The following is a 20089-nucleotide window of genomic DNA, read 5'->3' on the forward strand; positions in this document are numbered from 1 at the left end:
GGCCCGCAATCCGATAGCGATCGTCTGCATGGGCACAAAACCAGGCAATTGCTCAACCCGTTGCAACCAGGCTCTGATCGCCTCGTAAGGCTCCAGAGAGATATAGCCTTCCGGAGCCTGAGCCACATAAGAGTACATTGCCAGATCAGCAATATTCGCAGTTTCCCCGGTTAAAAAAGCCCGTGAATGCAGTTCTGCTTCCATAAATGTCAGCAATCTTTCTGCTTCCGTTTTTGCCGGAGTGAGGTCAGCATCCGATTTAAACACCACCATCCTCCGCGCCGTTGATGGGCCATAGGCCAATGGGCCGGCCGCCAGAGATAACCAGCGCTGCACATGCGCGGCGCCCTGAGGATCACGCGGCAACCAGGTACCATCATCGTAGCGACTGGCGAGATAAACCAGAATCGCATTGGAATCCATTTGTACGAAACCGGCATCATCGATCACCGGCACCTGACCATATGGGTTCAATGCCAGAAACTCCGGCTGTTTGTGTTCGCCTTTAAGCAGGTCGACCAGAATCGACTCATACGGTAAATCCAGCATAGACAACAACATTTCCACCCGATGACAATGACCGGATATTGGATGCTGATAGAACTTGATCGGTTGTTCAGGCTTAACCATTAAAAATACTCCTTCGGTGACTCAATCAATTTATTAACCTGGCAATGAACTTGTCAGGTTAGTCGTGGTGCTGGAATGCATCAGTATGGACCTAAGATGCATACGAGCCTATTTAATCTCACAAATCCCACCAGAACGTCTGCCACACAACAGCGGACACCCATGTGCCTTTACGGGAACAACAGCCATATCAAGAGATGTGACTCAAGCGTAGCTCCGCTAACACCGTTTGAACAGCCCTGCTTATGGCAACCATGGCTAAATGACCAGAACCCGGGAGGTGGAAATAACCCATTATCTTCGGATACACAGATAAAAACGCATTCCCAGTCAGAATGATACCCCTGGAATTACAATTCTAAACCGTTAATCCAGGGACAACTCCCTGCAATCAGAAAAAACACCCCCATATCTACAGCGTGAGACCGCAATAACCGATATTTATCAGGCATCGGCGGTCACCCCCTCAAATGCTGGTATGCGCAGGAGATTTCATCATGAGTATTTCCCCTTCTCAGGCTCCAGGCTCCTCTCTCTCCCATTCGTTACAACAACAGACTCAGCCCAAAAGCGATCAAAGCCTTAGCGGCCAGTTACAAACACTGACCAAAGCCATTGATAGCGGTGATCTCAACCGCATTCAAAACACCTACGAAAATCTCAAAACATCTCTCCCGGCCAACACTGGCAATGATAATGATCCCGTCGGTCAGTTTCTGGCAGCAGTCGCAAATGGTCTGGAAAGCAAGGACCTGAGCAGCCTGCAAAATGCAGCGGACACGTTTACCGAAACGCCACCAACGACATCCACCAAACCTGCTGCATCACCCTTACTCAGCGAAGATTCCAGTAGCGAGCTCACCAAACTGATCAAAGCACTGGAATCCAACAACACCGAGAGCGCCCAGTCATCCTACGGTTCCCTGGTTACCACACTCAATGAAAATGGTAGTAGTGAGAGCACATCCCTGGCGAATGCGCTGAGTCAGGTTGGTGATGCCCTTCAGAATGGCGATACCGAACAGGCCCGCTCACGCCTGCAACAGACACTGCAGGATCTTTCGCCAGGCAGCCTGATCGTCGCCGAGGCGTAATCAGAACGACCTCCCGCCAGCGCATCAATCGGCGATGCGCTTTTGTCCGGAACGAACGAACTGCTTCCACCAGGGAGCATGACACCAGCGATTTGCCGCAGAACACAAGCCAAAATAATCCAGTACATCTGTCATCAATGCTTGGCGGGAATCGCGCGAATAAACAGTCTCAAAGGGTACCGTCAGGTACACCAGTCGGCCTTCCCGACTGCCATCTCCAAACACCCCCTGGTATTGAACACAAACACCCTCTGCCACATCTGCATCGGTCGCCTCATCGCGCATACATAAGCTTGCACCATCAACAGGACTGATCACATCAGCGGAATTCACATCATAGGTACCATGAAAACCATCATCAAACGTCACACGATCATGCTGCTCAAACACGCTGCCGGAAACCCCCGCAACGGTATACACAGAAACGCTGTCACGAACATATACAGCTTTTAAAAAGTCGTGATAAAAAGATTGATCAGCCGTACTCCCCTTGGCCTGTAAATCGAAACCAATATCAGAACCGGACACAAACAGATTACCCCCCATCTGCAAGTAATCCTTCACAGTACGCTGCTCCATTGCATTAAAACTATCGGTACCAGTACTTTCGTTAGCGTTTATCCAGATAACCGCCTGATAATCCTGCAAACTGATATGCCCGCCTTCAATGGCATCATTTGTCGCCATATCAAAGGAAACATTATTCAGCTCAAGAGCACTGGCAACATGGCGCACAATCTTATCGGCAAAATCGTAACCCTTTACACGTTCCGCTCCGTAAACCACCAATACAGGAGCACTAGCCAGTGAAGGATTGGCCGCCAGAATCTCTGTTGGCTGACTTTCTCCATAACCATTCACCGCTGTCACTTTAAAGTAACCCACGTAATCCGGCACCAACCAATGATATCGATTTGAAGCATGAGTAAAATAATGACCTTCATCGAAATGCACGCCATCCAGACTGAAATACACCTTATATCCCTCGGCATCATTCATCGCATCAACTGTTATCTCCACCCCGGAATGAATACTCCGCAAATAAAAGTTAGCTGGAGATAGCGGCGGCAGTGAGGTTCCAAATGCATCCTTTAAAGCCTGCTGTAACTCCGGTCGCTGACCATCATATGTCAACGCCCAAATAGCCGCGCCTTGCAGCCGCATATTATTAATCAGATCATACTTGAGCTTCAGGCTCTGGCCATTATCAAACCACCCCTGAAACCATTCATGATCCCAATATTTATACCAGGGCGTCTGCGATTCACTGTCCCACAGGCGGCCATACACCTCACTATTGGGATGCGCAATATGGTACGGAATTGACGTTCCCGCAGCTTGCGTGGGTGACTCAAACTGATCATCCTCGGTTTTCCACTCATAACCAAAGAACGGCACACTGAGAATCAGTTTTTCGGTATTCGCAGAAGTCTTATCCAGATAATCGTCTACCGTATTGGTTACATTCAACGCTCCCCAACGGGTTCCGGTCAGAGGTGCCGATGGCCCGGCAGTTTTGGAGGTTCGCCAATGAAAATCATACCCCTGCATAATCAGCCCATCGGTCACCTGTGCCAGCGCGTCATAATCAAATACATGTCGCCAATCGACCGCAGGTGTAAACATCGTCACCATAGACTCTTTGATCTGTTCATGAAACGCCGCACTCAAATCAGACATGAACGACACCAAATTTTCCTTTTGATGATCAGCCGAAGGAACCCCCTCAAAATCAATACTGACCCCATCGGCATTAGCATCTTTCACAGCTACCAACAGATTATCGATTAACCTCTGGCGGTTTTCCGACGACGCCAACAGACGGGTAATCTCAGAACCATTAAACAAAATAACCGTTAACACCACCCTGACACCTTCACGGTGAGCCCGATCAATCAACTCGGCCGCCGGCCAATGATGACGGCTCACAATCGTCCCACTGCCATCAATCTCCACACCAAAGTAAGCAATGGTCGTCAACAGGTCATAATTTAATCCCGGATAGCTGTCATAGGCCCAATACGGCAAATACCCAAATACCTCTTTATCAGTGACTCTGACTTTTGGAATCAAATCCACCGGCTTTGCCGTTTTTGGTTTAACCAATGATTGCGGCAAAAATTGTCTCGGGGGCACATCATCCCGGTGCGCTTCCCACTCCAATTGATGAATACCCGGCGGAACTGCAACGGCCTTCTCATTCGACTGAGCCATCAAAAACGACGACAGTAATGTCGCCATGCCCAACAGCCAATATTTGTGGTTCATGAAAACCTCGCTTGTGATTGTAGTCATTGGAATCTCTGAATAATGTCGGTGAGAAAGCCAGAATAAGGAAAAAATCTGTGACCAATCCGTTTAGAGTGCTCTTGGGTTACCCCACGGATCAATAACCGTGGCATAAAATCAGAAACTTATAAGGTATAAATCACCGGTTTAAACAGATTTTAGGGCCGCACTGGCGACGCAGGTCGTTATTCATAGTTTCCATTATTGTTGTTATAACTTACCGTCAATACTTATGACTCTTAGCAACGCAACATCCTGTTTTCTTAGACCGTCGATTAACCCCACCGGACACCGTAAAACATGTATAAAAATGTGATACAAATACTGAATGATCAACGCCTCAACTACATCATTCAGAAACACCTCAGATAGACGGAAATTTATATATTTATTATGAAAAACAGAATGTAACGCACAATATGGTAGGTATCACAAAAAGAGTCATCATACTTTAGTCACAGGAAAATCAGCATAAGTGTGATGTACAGCTTAAAATGTGAAAATATTGATGAATGCATCAAGCGAGCACAGAGTCAGCGCGCCAATCCGGCCGGCATGAATTAATACGTCACGACAACACAAGACTTGAATCTCAACTTACTTGAGGTGGATTTCGCCCGGAAACCAAACAGGCTACCCTGACATATTGAGCAATACTGTGAGCAACATACTCATCTCTCCAGGCACACATGGCTGACGATTAATACTGGCGCCTCTTGGCATCATGCCGCTACCCCGACCAGATGAATAACGGCATTACGCCTTTCCGGATAAACGCGCGCTGGCAGTACTTACCAATCCATACCCAATGAATCAAAAGAACCGCCAACGTCTACCTCTTGGATACCTGACTACCAGTGCCCCTGGGGGCTTTACTCGCCACAGACTTCGGGTTACTGTTGCGCCGCGCTGGCAAAAAACCAGCGCCGGGATTAGCACCCTGAAAACTCTTCACGGCGGTACATCAAGGCGCATCCGCGTCTTTTTTTGTACTGGTGCTTACGCACGCCTGTCTGTTTTGGCAGGCCGGGCGGGCCAGCTTCGGCTGGGCCGCTTTCCGTGAAGAGCGGTAGTGCTAACCCGTTTCGGCCTGCCCCCAGTTCCGCTTAGCACCGGATTGAGGGGCATTGTTTTTCACATGTTCACGGAAAACTTCATGTCATCTATTCAATTATCCGAAGCCCAAACGAAAGAACTGCTGTGTCACCGCTGCCTGAGCGTTCGCGACGAACACGGACAAATCCATCACCTGCCCGATTTCAGAGCCTTTGGCCTGGCCTACACCCGCCGCGACGCCTGCAGTCAGGTTAGCGCTATACTCTCGTTTATGCAGGCCCAACTCGGCCTCTACGACCATCCCTCCTTCAACGGTATGGACGAAGAAGCCCTCATCGGCCAAACCCTCATACTCAGCCTGTGCCGCTCACTGCTCGCACTACCGGAAAATTAAACCCCAAAAACCAAAAAGCCCGGAATAAATCCGGGCTTTTATCAACAACCGAACAAGAAACTATACTGACTACCACAAAAAACCAAACAACCGGTTTTATACTGCATGAATAAATAATAATCATGAAAACAAAAAACCTGGCGCAGAGGTTTTTCAGGTTTTTATTGCTGCTTGGGCGGCAGTGAACGAGGCTGACAGAACATTAGCTGATTTTCTAAGCTGCCTGTGCGGCAGTGAACATACTAAGCACAGACATCTTGTTGGTGATGATTTTCTAAGCTGCCTGTGCGGCAGTGAACGAAACGCGGGAGCCAAGGTATACATAGTGTACTTTCTAAGCTGCCTGTGCGGCAGTGAACTGTTAGCGCCACGGGAGATACAATTGCCAAAATTTCTAAGCTGCCTGTGCGGCAGTGAACGGTCGAGGGAACCGCCGACACTCAGCCCGTCTTTTCTAAGCTGCCTGTGCAGCAGTGAACATTTGCGTAACGGTAAAACGATTTTTTGCCGTTTTCTAAGCTGCCTGTGCGGCAGTGAACAAAGACTGTAATTGAATTTCTTGAGCGAGTCATTTCTAAGCTGCCTGTGCGGCAGTGAACTCGTACACGGACAACAGGAGGATGGTCTGAATTTTCTAAGCTGCCTGTGCGGCAGTGAACGTGTTTCAGAATATTGCTGCTCTGAGTGCTGTTTTCTAAGCTGCCTGTGCGGCAGTGAACAAAGAAGTCCTGCCCAAAATTAAGCCGGCACTTTTCTAAGCTGCCTGTGCGGCAGTGAACGGTGGGCGTTGTGCTCGCCGCTTTAGCATTGATTTCTAAGCTGCCTGTGCGGCAGTGAACTGGGGGCGCTGCTATTGCAGCGTTTATTTTATTTTCTAAGCTGCCTGTGCGGCAGTGAACACGATTTCTGTGCTTTGACTGTTTCCTTGACATTTCTAAGCTGCCTGTGCGGCAGTGAACTAGGTAAGTTAGGTCTTTCCGATGCCCTCACATTTCTAAGCTGCCTGTGCGGCAGTGAACGTTCTCCTTATGAGCTGGGGTTCAATTGGAAATTTCTAAGCTGCCTGTGCGGCAGTGAACAGCATGCCACGCGATGTGATGGAGATTGAAGCTTTCTAAGCTGCCTGTGCGGCAGTGAACAGAAAGAAATGACGTGGATAGTAGACTCGAAATTTCTAAGCTGCCTGTGCGGCAGTGAACATAGCAGCGCCAGCCAGTGATGCCACGCCCATGTTTCTAAGCTGCCTGTGCGGCAGTGAACGATCCTTTTTCTCTGCCCAATTTCCTGATGTCTTTCTAAGCTGCCTGTGCGGCAGTGAACTGAAGTATAAACCTCAAAAATTCAGTTACAACAATCACTTAGGCAATTTTTGGGGTTTTAACCAATGTTTTTAAGCGATTTTGTAACTTATTGATTTTCAAACAGTTTTTTAAGGAGCCAAAAAGATTGGTATTTTCATCCAATTCCGGGCTTTATGGTATTGCAGTTTATAGGTGGATGCCATCGTTAATATGGCTGTTTTTATAACGATAAAAAAAGCAGAAACGGGTGGTTCCATTTCTGCTTTTGAGGGTGCTGTTGTGTATCTATCAGCTCGTGTTGGATGAGTGTTTCAGGTTGTGTAATTAACTATCTGTAAACCAGGGAATGGTAGCGGTTTTGGAAAGCCCAAACTGATCAAATTCACCTGCGACAGAAGTATCGGTTATCGGTCCCAATTGAATGAATCGCAGGTATTTGTGCCCGCTGGATGCACTGGTTAGTTCCAGGTATGGGTTATCAAGTGTGCTGCCATTCATTTTAGCAACATAACCGTTTACTTCCGCTTGAGTGATTTTGCCTTTTTTCAGCAATCGTCTCAGTTTGGCTGAAGTCATGTTGGGCTGTCTGCGAGAGACCGTTCGATAGCCAACACCTGGTGGTACCGGGAGTATATTGCTGATCTGGCAATAACCGATCATGGCACCTATCCAGTTTCGGCTCATAAGGGTGTCCAGTTCTGCAGCAGTAGCATGCAGACGCAAAAGATTGCCCAGGCTTTTTTGATGACTAGGGAAGCTGACACCTATCCGGGTTGCGCGTATATCGCACAGTGCTTTGTGAAATTTACTGTAAAGCGAATTCATGAGCACTGGTAGCGGAAACTCCGGATCAGGCATCAGTTTGATGTCGATGTAATGATCCATAATCCCCTCTTATTTGTCGCTCTCGCCAAATACACCACCACGAACCAGCACTGCCATAACATAGTGTTCGTCTTCGATTCGACTCAATTCGCCGCCACGTGCCCAGCTATCGAAAAAGGTGTAGAAATCCTGTTTGTCTTTTGGGGTACGATAGGCTTTTCCAAGATTGGTCACAGCGCCATAAGGCTCAATCGCTATTGGCCCCACGGACTGTTCAGGGTCATCAAATTCCGGATACCAGGTATCGATGGTTCTAAGTGCATTTCCTATTTTTTGTGAGTGCATGGCAGCGATGCCATCAACAGAATAAAGCACTTTGCTTTTGTTGCCTTTGCCTTTATCCAATACCAGTTCTTCGCTCGGATAGACATCCTGGGATTTACCGACTTTGGCGTAGCAAGTAATTTCGAGCATGAGAAAGTCGTCATCACTGGCCAGGGCACTGGCAATGCGTTCAGCCAGGCTGTCGATGTCCGGATTAGTGATGCTCATGTCGCGTGGATTGTATTGCGTGGCATCAAACTGCCATTGTTGCTCGGCACTTTTGTTTAAAGCTTTTACGTTGACTTCAATGGCTTCTGCACCGATACGGTTGCGCCATAAAAACCGGCCATTGGCGATATTCAGAGCATAACGGCGGGATAACTCTTTAAAGCCTTCTTTTGCGATATAAGCTTTTGCAGCCTGTGAATAACTTTGTTTGAACAGGGCATTGTTACAAGCTGACGGGCGATGAATTTCTCCAAGCACTTTCAGTGTGAAGTGCAGCTTCAGAGTATCCTGTTCTGGTTCGAGCGCACAGGCATCTACAGTTTGCAGGTTGGCTTTTTCAACTTCTTTATTGAGTTTGGCCGGGTCGTTTTGAATGGTGGATTTCAGTCGGTTGGAGATGGTTCCGCGGACTGACTTTTCTTTCAGTTTTAGCGGTTCAACGGATTCACGGTTTTCCCAGGTGGTGCCGTACATGTATCCATCTGAGGGAACCAGTTTTTTTTCGAATGCCAGAACAGATGCGGTGTTGTCATTTTTAGCCATTGGTTTTCTCCTTGATCAAGCGTTAAAAGCCATCTTCTGATAATAGGGTTTGGGGATCTGTCCGCTGTTGCTGACAGAGATAAAGATTTTTTGTGATGTCGTGATGGTAGTGCCACAACAGTTGTTCGGATGAGTCCATTTTGTGGGCCATAACAAACTCACCCAGAGTGACGAGGGATTCGACAAAGCGATGCGGGGTAGCCGGGTCACGCTGATTTTTGGCTTCAGCCAATTCACTGATAGCGTGAAATCCGGTTGCGATGGGAACGATCCAGCCGCGTTTGCCGTCTTCTCCGGTTGTCTTCCGCTGGCTACGCCAGCTTATAGTGGTTTCATTATTGTCCTGAATTTGTTCGCTTTGATGATGAACAGAGAGAAAATCCAACAGGGCGTCAAAGGCATCCCGTCCCTGCTCCATGGCATTGATCATCAGATCTCTGCGTTCTATCAGGGCATAACCCGGCATCAGGCGGTTTTTCAGTAGATCGAAATCTCTGAAAACTTTGGGAGCCTGAGTGCGAAGGATGTCACCACCAGCTATTTTCAACTGACTGATCAACAGGTGATGGACCTGATCAAGAAAGGTTGTCTCATCCTGTTTTTCGATACCGTCATAGGCGATAACCAGACTGACTTCCAGGTGACAGCGTGGCTCTTCGATAAAAGCCGACCGGGCACCAGTTTTATCAAGCGGGTTGGCAGTACCGATTATGGAGTATTCATAATCCCCCGGCCCACGATAGGTTTGCAGATCAAACTGGTGGGATACCACACCAACACCGTTAAAACGTAACACTGGGTTATTTTCAATCAGTTTGCGTTCCATGGCGTGCACGGCACCGAGCCAGGCAGTCATGGCAGGAAAACCAATGGTAAACGGACTGGAAAGAGCATTGGCATTTTGTACCTGCAGATGAGGCATCAACAGAAATTTTTCGTTCATCTCAACCACTCCTTATTAACCAGTATCATTTGCCGGATGTAGTCCCGTTCTTCCATACCCAGGGTGACCGGTTTTTTAATTACTTTCTGATAGGCTTTGGCAATCCATTCGGCAATCTCCTCACACAGTTGTTGTAACCATTGATCCTGCTCGGCGCGTATTTGCCGGTATTCATCGCACAACCAGATTTTCTGGTGCTGTTCCAGCTGGCTGGTGTCGGCACGATACTGCTCTGAGGCAACCGTGCGTATCGCCACCATCCGGTTAATAACCGTTTCGAGAATGTCTTCTATGCGATGATCACGACCGCTTTCAAGATTACGGCGGGGAATATCGCCATCCAGCCCGGTGCGAAAGATGCCATGCAGTTTTTGCAAAGGTTCCTGGATGTCGTAGTAACGAATGGAGTTGATGAAAAAGTTTCGAACGGGAAAGTGAATATCCCGTTTTTCGAGATGCGGTGGGACCGATAACAGCAGCCGTGCCTTACCGCCATATTGGTTATTCAGAACGCTGATATTTTGTGGTTTGGTGCCTCCGAATCCGATGGTGGTGATATCGTAGATTTCAGCGTAACCCTGCTCGGAGTATTCATTGTTTCGCCTTTTTTCTCTAAGACTCTTGATCTCTTCAGAAAAACGCAGCCGATCAATTCTATTGCGTAATTCATAGATCAGTCCGGAGTGACTCAGCACTGAAAGCAGGTGGTATTGACCATCATCAATGGGGAAGTAAACCTGTTTGATCTTGGAACTGGTCACGCTGGTGGCATCGTTGGTGACCATGGCCATGAATCCGGTTTTCAGATTGTCATAGCTGTCTGATTCAACGGTTAGCAGTTCTCTGGCCAGGTTGCTGTCATTACGAATGTGTTCTATGAGCGTCTGACCATCTTCCATTGTCAGAGTCAGAAACTTGTACACATCAATAGCGGCAGCATTGCCAAGGGCATCGTGTTCGGTATTCACGTTACCGGTTCTGACAAAGCCATCGGCACTGCCCGGTGCCTCTGCAATGATGGAGGTTACATAGCCATTTTTATTTTTTCGCGCACTCGGATGGCTAAAGGTACAGGGGTGGCTGGCAATGTTAATTTGTCCGGCCCGTTTAGCGGCATCCGGCAGCCATTGTGCCTTGGAAAACTTTTCAGCACATAAGCGTTCGTTGTCGCTGATTTCTTCAGCTGTCATAGTTGGCTTAAGAGTTTTCTTGAGCCAGTCTTCCTGTCGTTTATTAAAAAATTCCTGAATCGCCGGGTCTGGCATATTCACCTCCTTTTGACCTTAAACAGGCCAAGTTGATCATTGTAGGAATAGTCTGGACTTTCGGTATTTTCGTAGGGTTCTTGGATGACCACCTCACCGTAGGTGAGTGAAGCGCTGTTTAAACTGATATCTCTCCGTGTGGATTGATGCTGCAAGGACGCGTGATAATCACGTACCAGCCACAGCCGTTGCTGTGCGGATGCCGATAATGACAATGCAGTGATTCGGTAAAAATCATCCTGGTTTGCGAGTTCACCATGGGTGGTGTAAACCGCCTCGCCTTGTTCGTCACGAGTGGTAAAGTAGCTGTTTTGCCGATGGTCAAAGCACCGATAAAGATGAATACTCGGCCGGCTTTGTCGAAAACGGTTTAAGGCCTGCGGCAAAGCAGTCAGGTACCAATGTTGGTTCACATACCCCTGTAAGGTTTCCGGACCTTTTGCTTCGTAATTTTTCAGCCAGTGTGCAGTCACGAGATGCTCCAGCCGGGCCAGACCAAATCCTGCAAGAGGTGTCTCGGTAATTCTTGGAATGGCATCCAGGCGTTCTGTCACTACGCTTTCGTTAATCAGCGTGCTGAGGTCATGGGTTGCACAGGATGCACATCGGAGTTTTCCATTGGACAGAATCTTGCCCTTAAATTCATAACCAGGATGGGTGAAATAACAGGCGTATGCTTTTTCGCCCCGCTCGATGGTTTTCCAGTTGTATTGCAGGATGCCGACATTGGGGTGCTGTACATCATACTCGCGGTGACGCATCACCCGACCTGCCAACTGCACAATGGAGCGGTAAGAAGAAGGCTCGACAATGGCCCAGTCAAAGTCGTGGTCACGTCCAACTTCTTCTACCGGCGTTGCTACCAGAATGAATAGCAGATGCTGCGGTGGATGAGGCTGACTGGCCAACGCATTCAAGTGAGAACGAATAACGGGATTGTGAAATGCGACCGGCGGTTCACCCGTCGGTTCTTTTCTTTTTAAGACAGCATCGAGATGACGTTCCTGCTCATGCCGCAATAACAATACTTGTTGGCTGTGATAGGCCATCACTCTGAATTCGATCCCTGCGGTTGTTTGATAATCCAGCAGATAACGGGTGAGCTCGATACAGGGCGTGATATTGGCCATTCGGATCACGCCGAAAGAAACATTTATGCCGGTGTCAGGGTCTGCCTGGCAATGATGATGGTGTTTGTTTTCCACCGCCTGGATGATGTGGTTAAAGTAGGCTATTTGCTTTGCATCATCCTGCTGATTGGGTAAAGACGCTATTTTTATAATGTCGGCTTTGCGTCTCACCGGTCGCAGGTTCAGTTCATGAATGCGCTTTTGGATAAACACATCATGAGCCTGAGCGTATTGCTGGCAAGCCAGTGTGTTCTGCTGCCCATCGTTATCCTGTACATGGGTGTTGAATTCATCGATCCAGGCACATCCCACTGTAGCGCTGGCATTGCGGGTCTGAGCAAACAGTTGCCAGCCCTGACGGTAACATTGGAAATATCCTTCAGCCAGTGATGGCGGAATAGTGGCTGATGAGATCATGACTTTGCGACCCAACATGCCAGCCAGATGAATGAGCCGGCCAATGGCGATGGCATCAGCACCGGTAAAATCATCCACTTCATCGATCACCAGATCAGAGGACATCAAGCGCAAACACGGCAGGATGTAGCGACCACCCCGGGTAGTTTCAGTCGCTGCCATGATGTGATCAATGGTGCAGGTCAATATAGGGGCATAGAGTAACTGTCGACTCTTTGCATTCGGCAAAACAGTGTCCAGTCCGTCTTCCGGGATACCGCCGTCGTAGTCAATTTGCTGATCTTTATCCAGCAGGGATTGCTGGGATTCCGACCCTCTTTCACTGTCATCGGCGTAATTGGTATCTGGCTGCTGGGCATCGCTGTGAAGATCAGCAATGGCTTTCGATCCAATCAATACCGCGAGATCACTGCCATCGCTGTTTTGAAAAATCCGTTGGCGGTATTCATCACCAGTCTGCAAGGTCAGGGTTCTGAGTCCGAGCGCCAGAATGTAACGGAGACTGGCGTTATCATCTGACAACGCCAGCATAATTTTGGCATTGGCGAAGGTCTTGCCGCTGCCGGTACTGGCCATATTAACGGCAAAAAAACCGTGTTTCAGATGTTTATGCTGAGTGGTCCATTCCCGTATTTTTCGGGCAGCAGTATCCTGCCACTTATAATTGCCACCACTGCTTTTTTTGAGTGCCGTTGTATTGTCTGTCACCGGCAGACCACGTTCCAATTGCGGGAGTCTGCTGGCATTGTGTTTGGCCTGTTTGTAGACCCCGAGAAGGTGTTGATCCAGCGCCTGTTTGGGCTGGCCGTCTTTCTGGGTGTTGGCAATCATACCGGTGGTATTATTCCAGACACCGGTTTTATCCGGAGTCAGTGATGAGAAATAGTGATCGCCCAACATCAGGCACAGACGAGCATGATGCAGAATCAGCCGGTAGCTGCCATCTTCCATAATACGGTCAATGTTTGTCTGCTGTTGCAACAGTTTGCCGGCCCAGCGCTTGATGGTCTTGATCCAGGGTGTGGAATTAGTCACCAGCCCTTGCGGAAAGGTCAGGCAATCCTTAAAAGTATCCCGAACATTTTCATTCCAGTAACCCCAATCTCTGTTGATAGACCCTAGTACCTGCTCCAGTTTATCTGCAGCCTCTCCTGCCCAATCATTCGACAATTGAGCATAAGGTTCTCTGGGTAATGGCATTCTATGGTGGGTAACGATCAACCAGGCAACCAGTTGGGCGATTGGCGGTAATTCGGACAGCGGTGCTGTGAGGCAGCATAGGTCAGTCTGGCGTAGCGCCTGTTCATCAATATCGCCATTGGCCAGCCGGGTAAGCCAGCCGTCATCAGACTCTGACGGGCACTGATTAATCAGGGCTTTTAACAACAGACAGGAGATCCATTCATGTCTTAGAGCATCTGCCGCCGGGCCACGATAATCCGGTGCCAGTTTTTGCTGAAACCGGGCACTGGCTTTACCCCAATCATGCAGCAGTGCTGCGAGAGAGGCCAGTGATTGAATCAGCGGCAGATAGTGCCAATCGGCCAGATCATCTCGATAGGTTCGCTGAACCTGAGTGCTGTTCACCGGCACCCGGCCCTGAGGATCAAATTTATCTTTATTACCCACCACCCAAACCAATTCACTGCGCGAGCGTGAACGTATCCAATGGCAGCTTACGGCAGTATTTTTACTCGCGCTTTTTCGCAATAGTTTTTTGACGGCCAGGAGTCCTTCCTGAGTGATCACGGTCTGCCAGGTGTTGTCGCCGATGCGGTCGGCAAAGGCGTCGAGCACTCTGCGGGTGCGGATGAGGGATTTTTTTTCGCATTGGGAGATGAACGTTACCATCATGATTGTGATTCCTGCCATTCTGTTGTCAGGGCAACGTTTTTGGTTTCGTTAAACATGTGTTCCAGGGCTTTGTGGTCGGTAAAGGCCTGCAGACATTGTTGCCGGAACTCTTGCTCGCTCATGTTTTCTTTGGCGCAGATGAAGGCCCAGGGCAAAATCAGGGCATCTTTGATCAGATCGGCAATATCAAACACCAGCGCGCCTCTGCGGGTTTTTCCGTGCATCACCGCAAAACCATGGGGAATGCCAAGTACCCAGAGGGCGGTGGCGGCGAGTCCGTAGGCGAGATAGTTACCATGATTCAGAAAAGTGTTGGCGATATCCACAGCTTCCCGCTCGCGGGTGAAGTCACCATAACCGGTATGGCGGGCGGCAAATTTGTAGAGTTGTTTGGTCAGCAAGGCTTCGGTCTGTAGCAGGTCGCTAACTTTACGGACACTTTGAATTTTCTGTTCAAAATGGTTGAGTGCCTGTTCGATGTCGCTGTGGCTACTGTCAAAACCTTCGGTTTTGAGATCGCGGTCTTTACGCCATACCTGACGTAAAAAACGGATTCTGGCGTACTGGAATTGCCTGGCCGCCTGCAAGCGTTTGTGATCATCAAACCAGAATTGCATCCAGCCTTGCAGGTATTCTGTCGGCCGGTATTCGCTTTGCGGGGTGAGCCATTCGATCTCGTTGGCCATTAGCAGTGGCGTGCCACCTCCGCCACAGAAGCCAACCAGCACACCGGCCTGAGCAAGCATTCTCATAGCGGCCTGGGTGATGGAAGTGCCGGTACCCAGTAACAGGCAGGTGGTGTTGGCAATTGGAATGTTCCAATACTGATTCTCGTTTTTGGCTTCGGTCAGATATAGCACCCGACCGTCTTTCTGCATCACCCGGCATTTTTCCAGGTAGTAGATATTTGCCCGTTTGGAATGAAGTATGGCTTTCAGGTCTGTCATTTGTTCCATGTTTTATTCCCGGCTCTGCCTGTTAACGCAATACGGAGATTGTTTGCAATCTCCCTCAATCGCTCAAGACTGGTCGTATCCACAGGTCAACTGTATTGACACATCACCCCGTATATTCCCCAAAATAGTGGAAAAACCTGTTCGCTTGTGTCATAAAATTTGACACATGTCCGTAGATGGTTGTGGTGGTATACCGGGTACGGATGATTGATGATGACTCGGTACTCTGAAATATTCATTCGCTTGAGGATGTGTGTCCAACGAACTGATGAAGATCCTCAAATTAAGACGCTCAAGCCCATGAGAAATTGCGACAAACGAGTTCAAATCACAACAAAAAATTACATGAAAAAGGTATTGTTTTTGCCTATTAATATGAACAAAAGTCGTTGCTCCAAATGGTCGACTCCCGGCTCCATCCATGAAAATCATGACTAAAAATAGCCTGTCATATCTGAAAAATATATGGAAATCTGGGCAGGATTTGGATTATTAAGAAGTTCGAATGGGTCGTTTTTTTTGGCGGCACCGGTGTTGGATGCGTCGGTGGTGTTCATTCTGATGAGTCTTCCGTTACTGCGTTACCGATGCAAAATTAATCAATTGCCCTGGTATCAGCAACCGGATTATTCTCATTAATTAGTATGACACCAAATAAGGATATTTTTACTAATAGATATCCATTAGATCAACACAGTTCTTTTTACTTAGTCAAGATAAAATGCTTTTTCGTCATCCATGATGATTCTCCAATAATACTATTTTGATATTTCATACCCAAAAAACATCGAGAGTTATATTATTTTTAAGGCACTGGTTGTTTTTACGGGATATTTCCCAGCGTTAAGTCGTTACCGAAACACACATTATTTTTATTATCACATTAACAAACACCATAAAATCCGTATTAACAATCTTAATCATTCGATCACTCTGTTTTAATGTGTCATGGACAATTTCGCTATTACCCTTGCTGATGTTGTACCTACACGATTCTTTGAAAGTCTTATGCTCTGAATTGCAATTCATATTGTGAAGCGATGTGCAGATAATTGCCTATTCAAGACAGTCTCTCCAACAAGCCTGCTGTAACCTCCACACACTGTAAAATACGAAAGTTTTTTCAATTTCTATTCATACATAGGGGTTTTTATCATTCTTTCGTCGACCATTTAAGAGAAAGCTAATCCAGATCATTTTTTATATATAAAACCTTTTTACCATGCATGTACTTATTACCTGATGTTAAGGCAAATGCAAACCATTTACGCTCTTGTAGTTGTTGTATTCTCATGTGCAAAAAGGATTCTGAAATGTCCAAAACCATAGGGACGCTCAGACAGTTATGTCGACCATTCCGCTTTAATATTCGTACATTAGCCATACTTGTCATGATGACGATTGCAACGGTCACTTGCAGCTCGCTCGATATGCGCCCAACTAACTCAGGCAGTTTTGAGAATAACCTGCAGGTAATAGACGCCAGGCCGGAGCAACAATTTTACTGGCCTTATCTATTGTATATTCCAGATCACGTCCGTTCCTTCCAACAGCCTGCGGATATTCTGGTACTACCGAACAATACCGGGTCCAGCTCAGATGATTTCTCGGTTCATTTTGCCGCAGCAGAAAATCAACTGCGTCCGGTTGCACAGGCAGTAGAGGATCAGAATCTGCCATTCATTCTGCTGACACCGGTATTCCCACGTTTTTCGGATCTTCATGGCGGCTGGAAATACTATACCCATGCACTGGACCGTGATTCGATACTGATCAGCCAAACTGACAAAACCGCCATCACCATTCACTGGCAGGGTAATTGGCTGACACAAAACCATGATAACTACATCAGCTATTCTCTCGACCATTTGTTCGTTGTTCAGGACAACATGATCTATCGCTGTGAAGCGGCTGACTTCAAACCACAGACACATTTCGAGCAGGTTGCGGATCTGGATATGACGCTGGTGTTTGCATCGGGCTTCAATCCTGACAGACCATTCAATCTGATGGAGTTACCCCGTGACAACGGCTTTATATTTAGCAATCTGTACAAAGATTCAACGGGCACCATCGTTAATCCGGAAGATGACAGGCATGATGGTTTTCGGGTTACTCAGATCAGTCACTTGAGTGATATGAAACCTGGCACGGAAATCCCGCTATTGTGGAACAAGGATGGCGAACACTTTCAAAACAACACCCTGAAACCGATAAAACGCCTCGACCTGCAATTGATCGCCATGATCAATAACGCCAGGCAAAAGCTAAGCAATGAGCTGTCGATAGTGCTGCCAGAGAGGGTACTGATGGCCGGTTTTTCAGCATCAGGCATGTTTGTGGATCGTTTCAGTTATCTGCACCCTGAACAAGTCAAAGCCGCAGTCATCGGTGCTCCGGGCGGCCTGCCTATGTCACCGGTGCAGCAGTGGGATCATCAAGCCCTGCGGTATCCTCTGGGAGTCAGCGATTACGCTGAAATGACCGGCCGACCTTTTGATCAACAGGCGTTTGCACAGGTTCACCGGCTGGTGTTTCTCGGTGCCAGGGACAACAACGACTCTGTCACTTATCGGGACAGTTTTGATGTCGAGGACGAGGAAGTGGTGTTTAAGACCTTTGGGCGTTCGATGCAGCAACGTTTTCGGGTGGTCGAGGATATTTTTGCCCATGAAGGCATCAGTAATACCCGTTTTGTGCTGTATCCGGATGTCGGCCATGAAATGACCGACGACATCCGGCGGGAGGTTGTGAACTTTCTCTTACAATGGTCTGAACAGCCTGCACCCGATAGGCCGCAACCATAATGCGTAAGGCGCACGAGGCTGCCGTAAATAGGATTACTGTTGGAAATAATCCAGATACTGCTGTTCCAGCTCATCGATGACCTGATGAATACTGGACAAATGTGATTGCATGGCCGCTTCGGCCTGTTCCTCTGAACCGGCTTCCAGGGCTCGCACGATCGCCGTATGCTGTTCGATCAGTTGAGGAATTGGCGAGGCATGCGGCAGACTCAGAAAACGTACCCGGTCCATTTGCGCTTTCTGGGATTCAATCACCGACCATGCGCGGATCAAACCGATATCCTCGGCGATGGAGTAATGAAACTCTTCATCGAGCAATAGAAAGTCTTCAAAATGATCCCGATCACAGGCATCTTGTTGCTTTTCCAGCAGCATGTTCAGGTGAATCAGACAGGCCTTGGAAATTTTGTGGCAGGCTTCCCGTACAATGGCGGCTTCCAGCGACCGACGAATAAAACTGGATGCTTCTACTTCGGTTCGGGATATTTTCACGACAAAGCTGCCTTTTTGGGGCACAACTTTCAGCAAACCAACCTCTGACAGTTTAATCATGGCTTCCCGTACCGGCTGGCGGCTGACATCGAAACGGTCGGCTATTTCTTTTTCCGACAGCGTCTGACCCGGCTTCAGAGTCAGGGTGACGATGTCATGGCGCAACCTTATATAGATCTGCTGCGCTTTGGGCAAATGACTTATATCAGAAAACTTACGCAATATTCCTCCCGCAGCCTTAATGGCGCTCATTAACTACCATACTAGTATGGTAATCAAAATTTTAATTCGATAACATACCCGTCAGGCTAAATACGTAGGGTGAATTACCGGTGGGTATTCCGTCATACCTGCCCGGCTGATGCGATAAGATCGGACAAGACCTTTCAGCCAGCCCTAAGCCTGAGCAAGCAAAACAAAAACAACATAGTAACAGCATCCGGTCCTGGTCAGTCGATTGGATGCTCAGACCTTGGAGACCAAGCCATGATTAACAAAAAGAAGTGGATTGCAAATTTATCCGTGCTGTTTGGTAGCACTCTTATCGCTGTTTCAGCAATGGCAGCCCAGTATTCTCTTAATATCAATATTGCGCTAACTCAGGATGACCCGATGTATAAAGGCCTGGAGCGCATGAAACAGCGTGTCGAATCCCGTACCGATGGTAAAGTGGAATTGCGACTGTTCACCGGTTCTCAGCTCGGTAAAGACGAGGATGTACTGGAACAGGCACGCGCCGGGGCGAACGTTGCAGTATTGGTTGATACAGGTCGTCTGGGTGTGTTCACGCCATCACTGTCGGTGCTGGGGGCACCCTATATCGTGACGGATATCAGCAAGCTCGATAAGCTGGTGACGTCTGATTTGTTCAACGGCTGGGCCAACGATTTGCGCCAAAAAGCCGGTCTGGAAATTCTGTCATTTAACTGGTGGCAGGGCAGCCGCCATCTGCTAACCAACAAACCCATCACCCAACCGGCCGACCTGAAAGGCATTCGCATGCGCACACCCGGTGCCCCGGTCTGGCTGGAAACCATCAAAGCAATGGGTGCAACCCCTACGCCACTGGGCTGGACCGAAGTGTATACCGGCCTGCAACAACATGTAATTGATGGTGCAGAGGCGCAAATGCCTGCCGTATATGGTTCCCGCCTTTATGAGGTGATCAGCCACATCACCAAAACCGGACATATCCAACTGATTTCCGGACTCGTGGGCAGCAGCCAGTGGTTCGACAGCCTGCCGGCAGAGTATCAGGCCATCGTTAAAGAAGAGGCTTTGTCAGCAGGCGACTACGCCACCGAGCTGACTCAGGCCAAACTGACCGACTACGAAAACCTGATGACCAAAGAAGGCGTCACGATTTCAGAGGTGGATATAACCCCTTTCGTGAAAGCCACAGAAAGTGTGTATCAAACTCTCAATCTGCAGAAAGAACGCGAACAGGTGATGCAGGTACTGGGTCAGTAAGACCGGTTTCGATATCACTGATTGCCGGATAATTGCTGTCCGGCAATACGCGGGTCGTTTATGTTCCAACA

The 20089-nt window shown here is 48.2% G+C and carries 13 protein-coding genes and 1 CRISPR repeat array; of the genes, 4 read left to right on the forward strand and 9 right to left on the reverse strand.

Features of this window, described 5'->3' with window-relative positions; genetic code table 11:
• The coding region (locus tag ACQY6I_RS04335) for a glutathione S-transferase family protein (protein ID WP_428240245.1) at positions 1–630 on the reverse strand (630 nt) is incomplete at its 3' end.
• A 497-nt stretch (positions 631–1127) separates the two neighbouring features.
• On the opposite strand from ACQY6I_RS04335, the gene ACQY6I_RS04340 reads away from it, so the two are divergent.
• Complete coding sequence (locus ACQY6I_RS04340) at positions 1128–1724, forward strand: hypothetical protein (RefSeq protein WP_428240246.1); 597 nt, start codon at positions 1128–1130, stop codon at positions 1722–1724.
• A gap of 24 nt (positions 1725–1748) precedes the next feature.
• Here ACQY6I_RS04340 and ACQY6I_RS04345 read toward each other — a convergent pair whose 3' ends face one another.
• Positions 1749–4019, reverse strand: coding sequence for a glycosyl hydrolase family 18 protein (locus ACQY6I_RS04345; RefSeq protein WP_428240247.1), 2271 nt, complete (start codon positions 4017–4019; stop codon positions 1749–1751).
• A gap of 1150 nt (positions 4020–5169) precedes the next feature.
• Here ACQY6I_RS04345 and ACQY6I_RS04350 point away from each other — a divergent pair.
• Positions 5170–5463 carry a hypothetical protein gene (locus ACQY6I_RS04350; protein ID WP_428240248.1) on the forward strand — a complete coding sequence of 98 codons (294 nt, stop codon included), beginning with the start codon at positions 5170–5172 and terminating at the stop codon, positions 5461–5463.
• Positions 5464–5674: 211 nt separating this feature from the next.
• A CRISPR array of direct repeats spans positions 5675–6783; the repeat unit is 28 nt; unit sequence TTTCTAAGCTGCCTGTGCGGCAGTGAAC.
• 305 nt (positions 6784–7088) lie between these two features.
• Here ACQY6I_RS04350 and cas6f read toward each other — a convergent pair.
• The 6 genes from cas6f to cas1f are packed head-to-tail and all read right to left on the reverse strand — an operon-like array spanning position 7089 to position 15249.
• Positions 7089–7649: a type I-F CRISPR-associated endoribonuclease Cas6/Csy4 gene (cas6f, locus tag ACQY6I_RS04355; protein WP_428240249.1), complete on the reverse strand. Its 561-nt coding sequence runs from the start codon at positions 7647–7649 to the stop codon at positions 7089–7091.
• A 9-nt stretch (positions 7650–7658) separates the two neighbouring features.
• A complete protein-coding gene (gene csy3, locus ACQY6I_RS04360) occupies positions 7659–8684 on the reverse strand; it encodes a type I-F CRISPR-associated protein Csy3 (RefSeq protein WP_428240250.1) in 1026 nt (341 codons plus the stop codon).
• Positions 8685–8706: 22 nt separating this feature from the next.
• Positions 8707–9627 carry a type I-F CRISPR-associated protein Csy2 gene (gene csy2 / locus ACQY6I_RS04365; RefSeq protein WP_428240251.1) on the reverse strand — a complete coding sequence of 307 codons (921 nt, stop codon included), beginning with the start codon at positions 9625–9627 and terminating at the stop codon, positions 8707–8709.
• Complete coding sequence (gene csy1 / locus ACQY6I_RS04370) at positions 9624–10892, reverse strand: type I-F CRISPR-associated protein Csy1 (protein WP_428240252.1); 1269 nt, start codon at positions 10890–10892, stop codon at positions 9624–9626. The genes csy2 and csy1 overlap by 4 nt, the downstream gene beginning before the upstream one ends.
• A 2-nt stretch (positions 10893–10894) precedes the next feature.
• Positions 10895–14293: a type I-F CRISPR-associated helicase Cas3f gene (gene cas3f, locus ACQY6I_RS04375; protein WP_428240253.1), complete on the reverse strand. Its 3399-nt coding sequence runs from the start codon at positions 14291–14293 to the stop codon at positions 10895–10897.
• Positions 14290–15249, reverse strand: a complete 960-nt coding sequence (gene cas1f / locus ACQY6I_RS04380) for a type I-F CRISPR-associated endonuclease Cas1f (RefSeq protein ID WP_428240254.1) — start codon at positions 15247–15249, stop codon at positions 14290–14292. The genes cas3f and cas1f overlap by 4 nt, the downstream gene beginning before the upstream one ends.
• A 1313-nt stretch (positions 15250–16562) precedes the next feature.
• Here cas1f and ACQY6I_RS04385 point away from each other — a divergent pair.
• Complete coding sequence (locus ACQY6I_RS04385; protein WP_428240255.1) at positions 16563–18056, forward strand: alpha/beta fold hydrolase; 1494 nt, start codon at positions 16563–16565, stop codon at positions 18054–18056.
• Positions 18057–18089: 33 nt separating this feature from the next.
• Here the strand turns inward: ACQY6I_RS04385 and ACQY6I_RS04390 are convergent, their stop codons facing one another.
• Positions 18090–18800 (reverse strand): GntR family transcriptional regulator, encoded by a 711-nt coding sequence (locus ACQY6I_RS04390; RefSeq protein ID WP_428240256.1) that lies wholly within the window; start codon positions 18798–18800, stop codon positions 18090–18092.
• Positions 18801–19034: 234 nt separating this feature from the next.
• Between ACQY6I_RS04390 and ACQY6I_RS04395 the strand changes: the two genes are divergently transcribed.
• Positions 19035–20018 (forward strand): C4-dicarboxylate TRAP transporter substrate-binding protein, encoded by a 984-nt coding sequence (locus ACQY6I_RS04395; protein WP_428240257.1) that lies wholly within the window; start codon positions 19035–19037, stop codon positions 20016–20018.
• The last annotated feature ends 71 nt before the right edge of the window (positions 20019–20089 follow it).

The sequence above is a fragment of the Gynuella sp. genome (assembly GCF_050297175.1).
GTDB lineage: Bacteria > Pseudomonadota > Gammaproteobacteria > Pseudomonadales > Natronospirillaceae > Gynuella.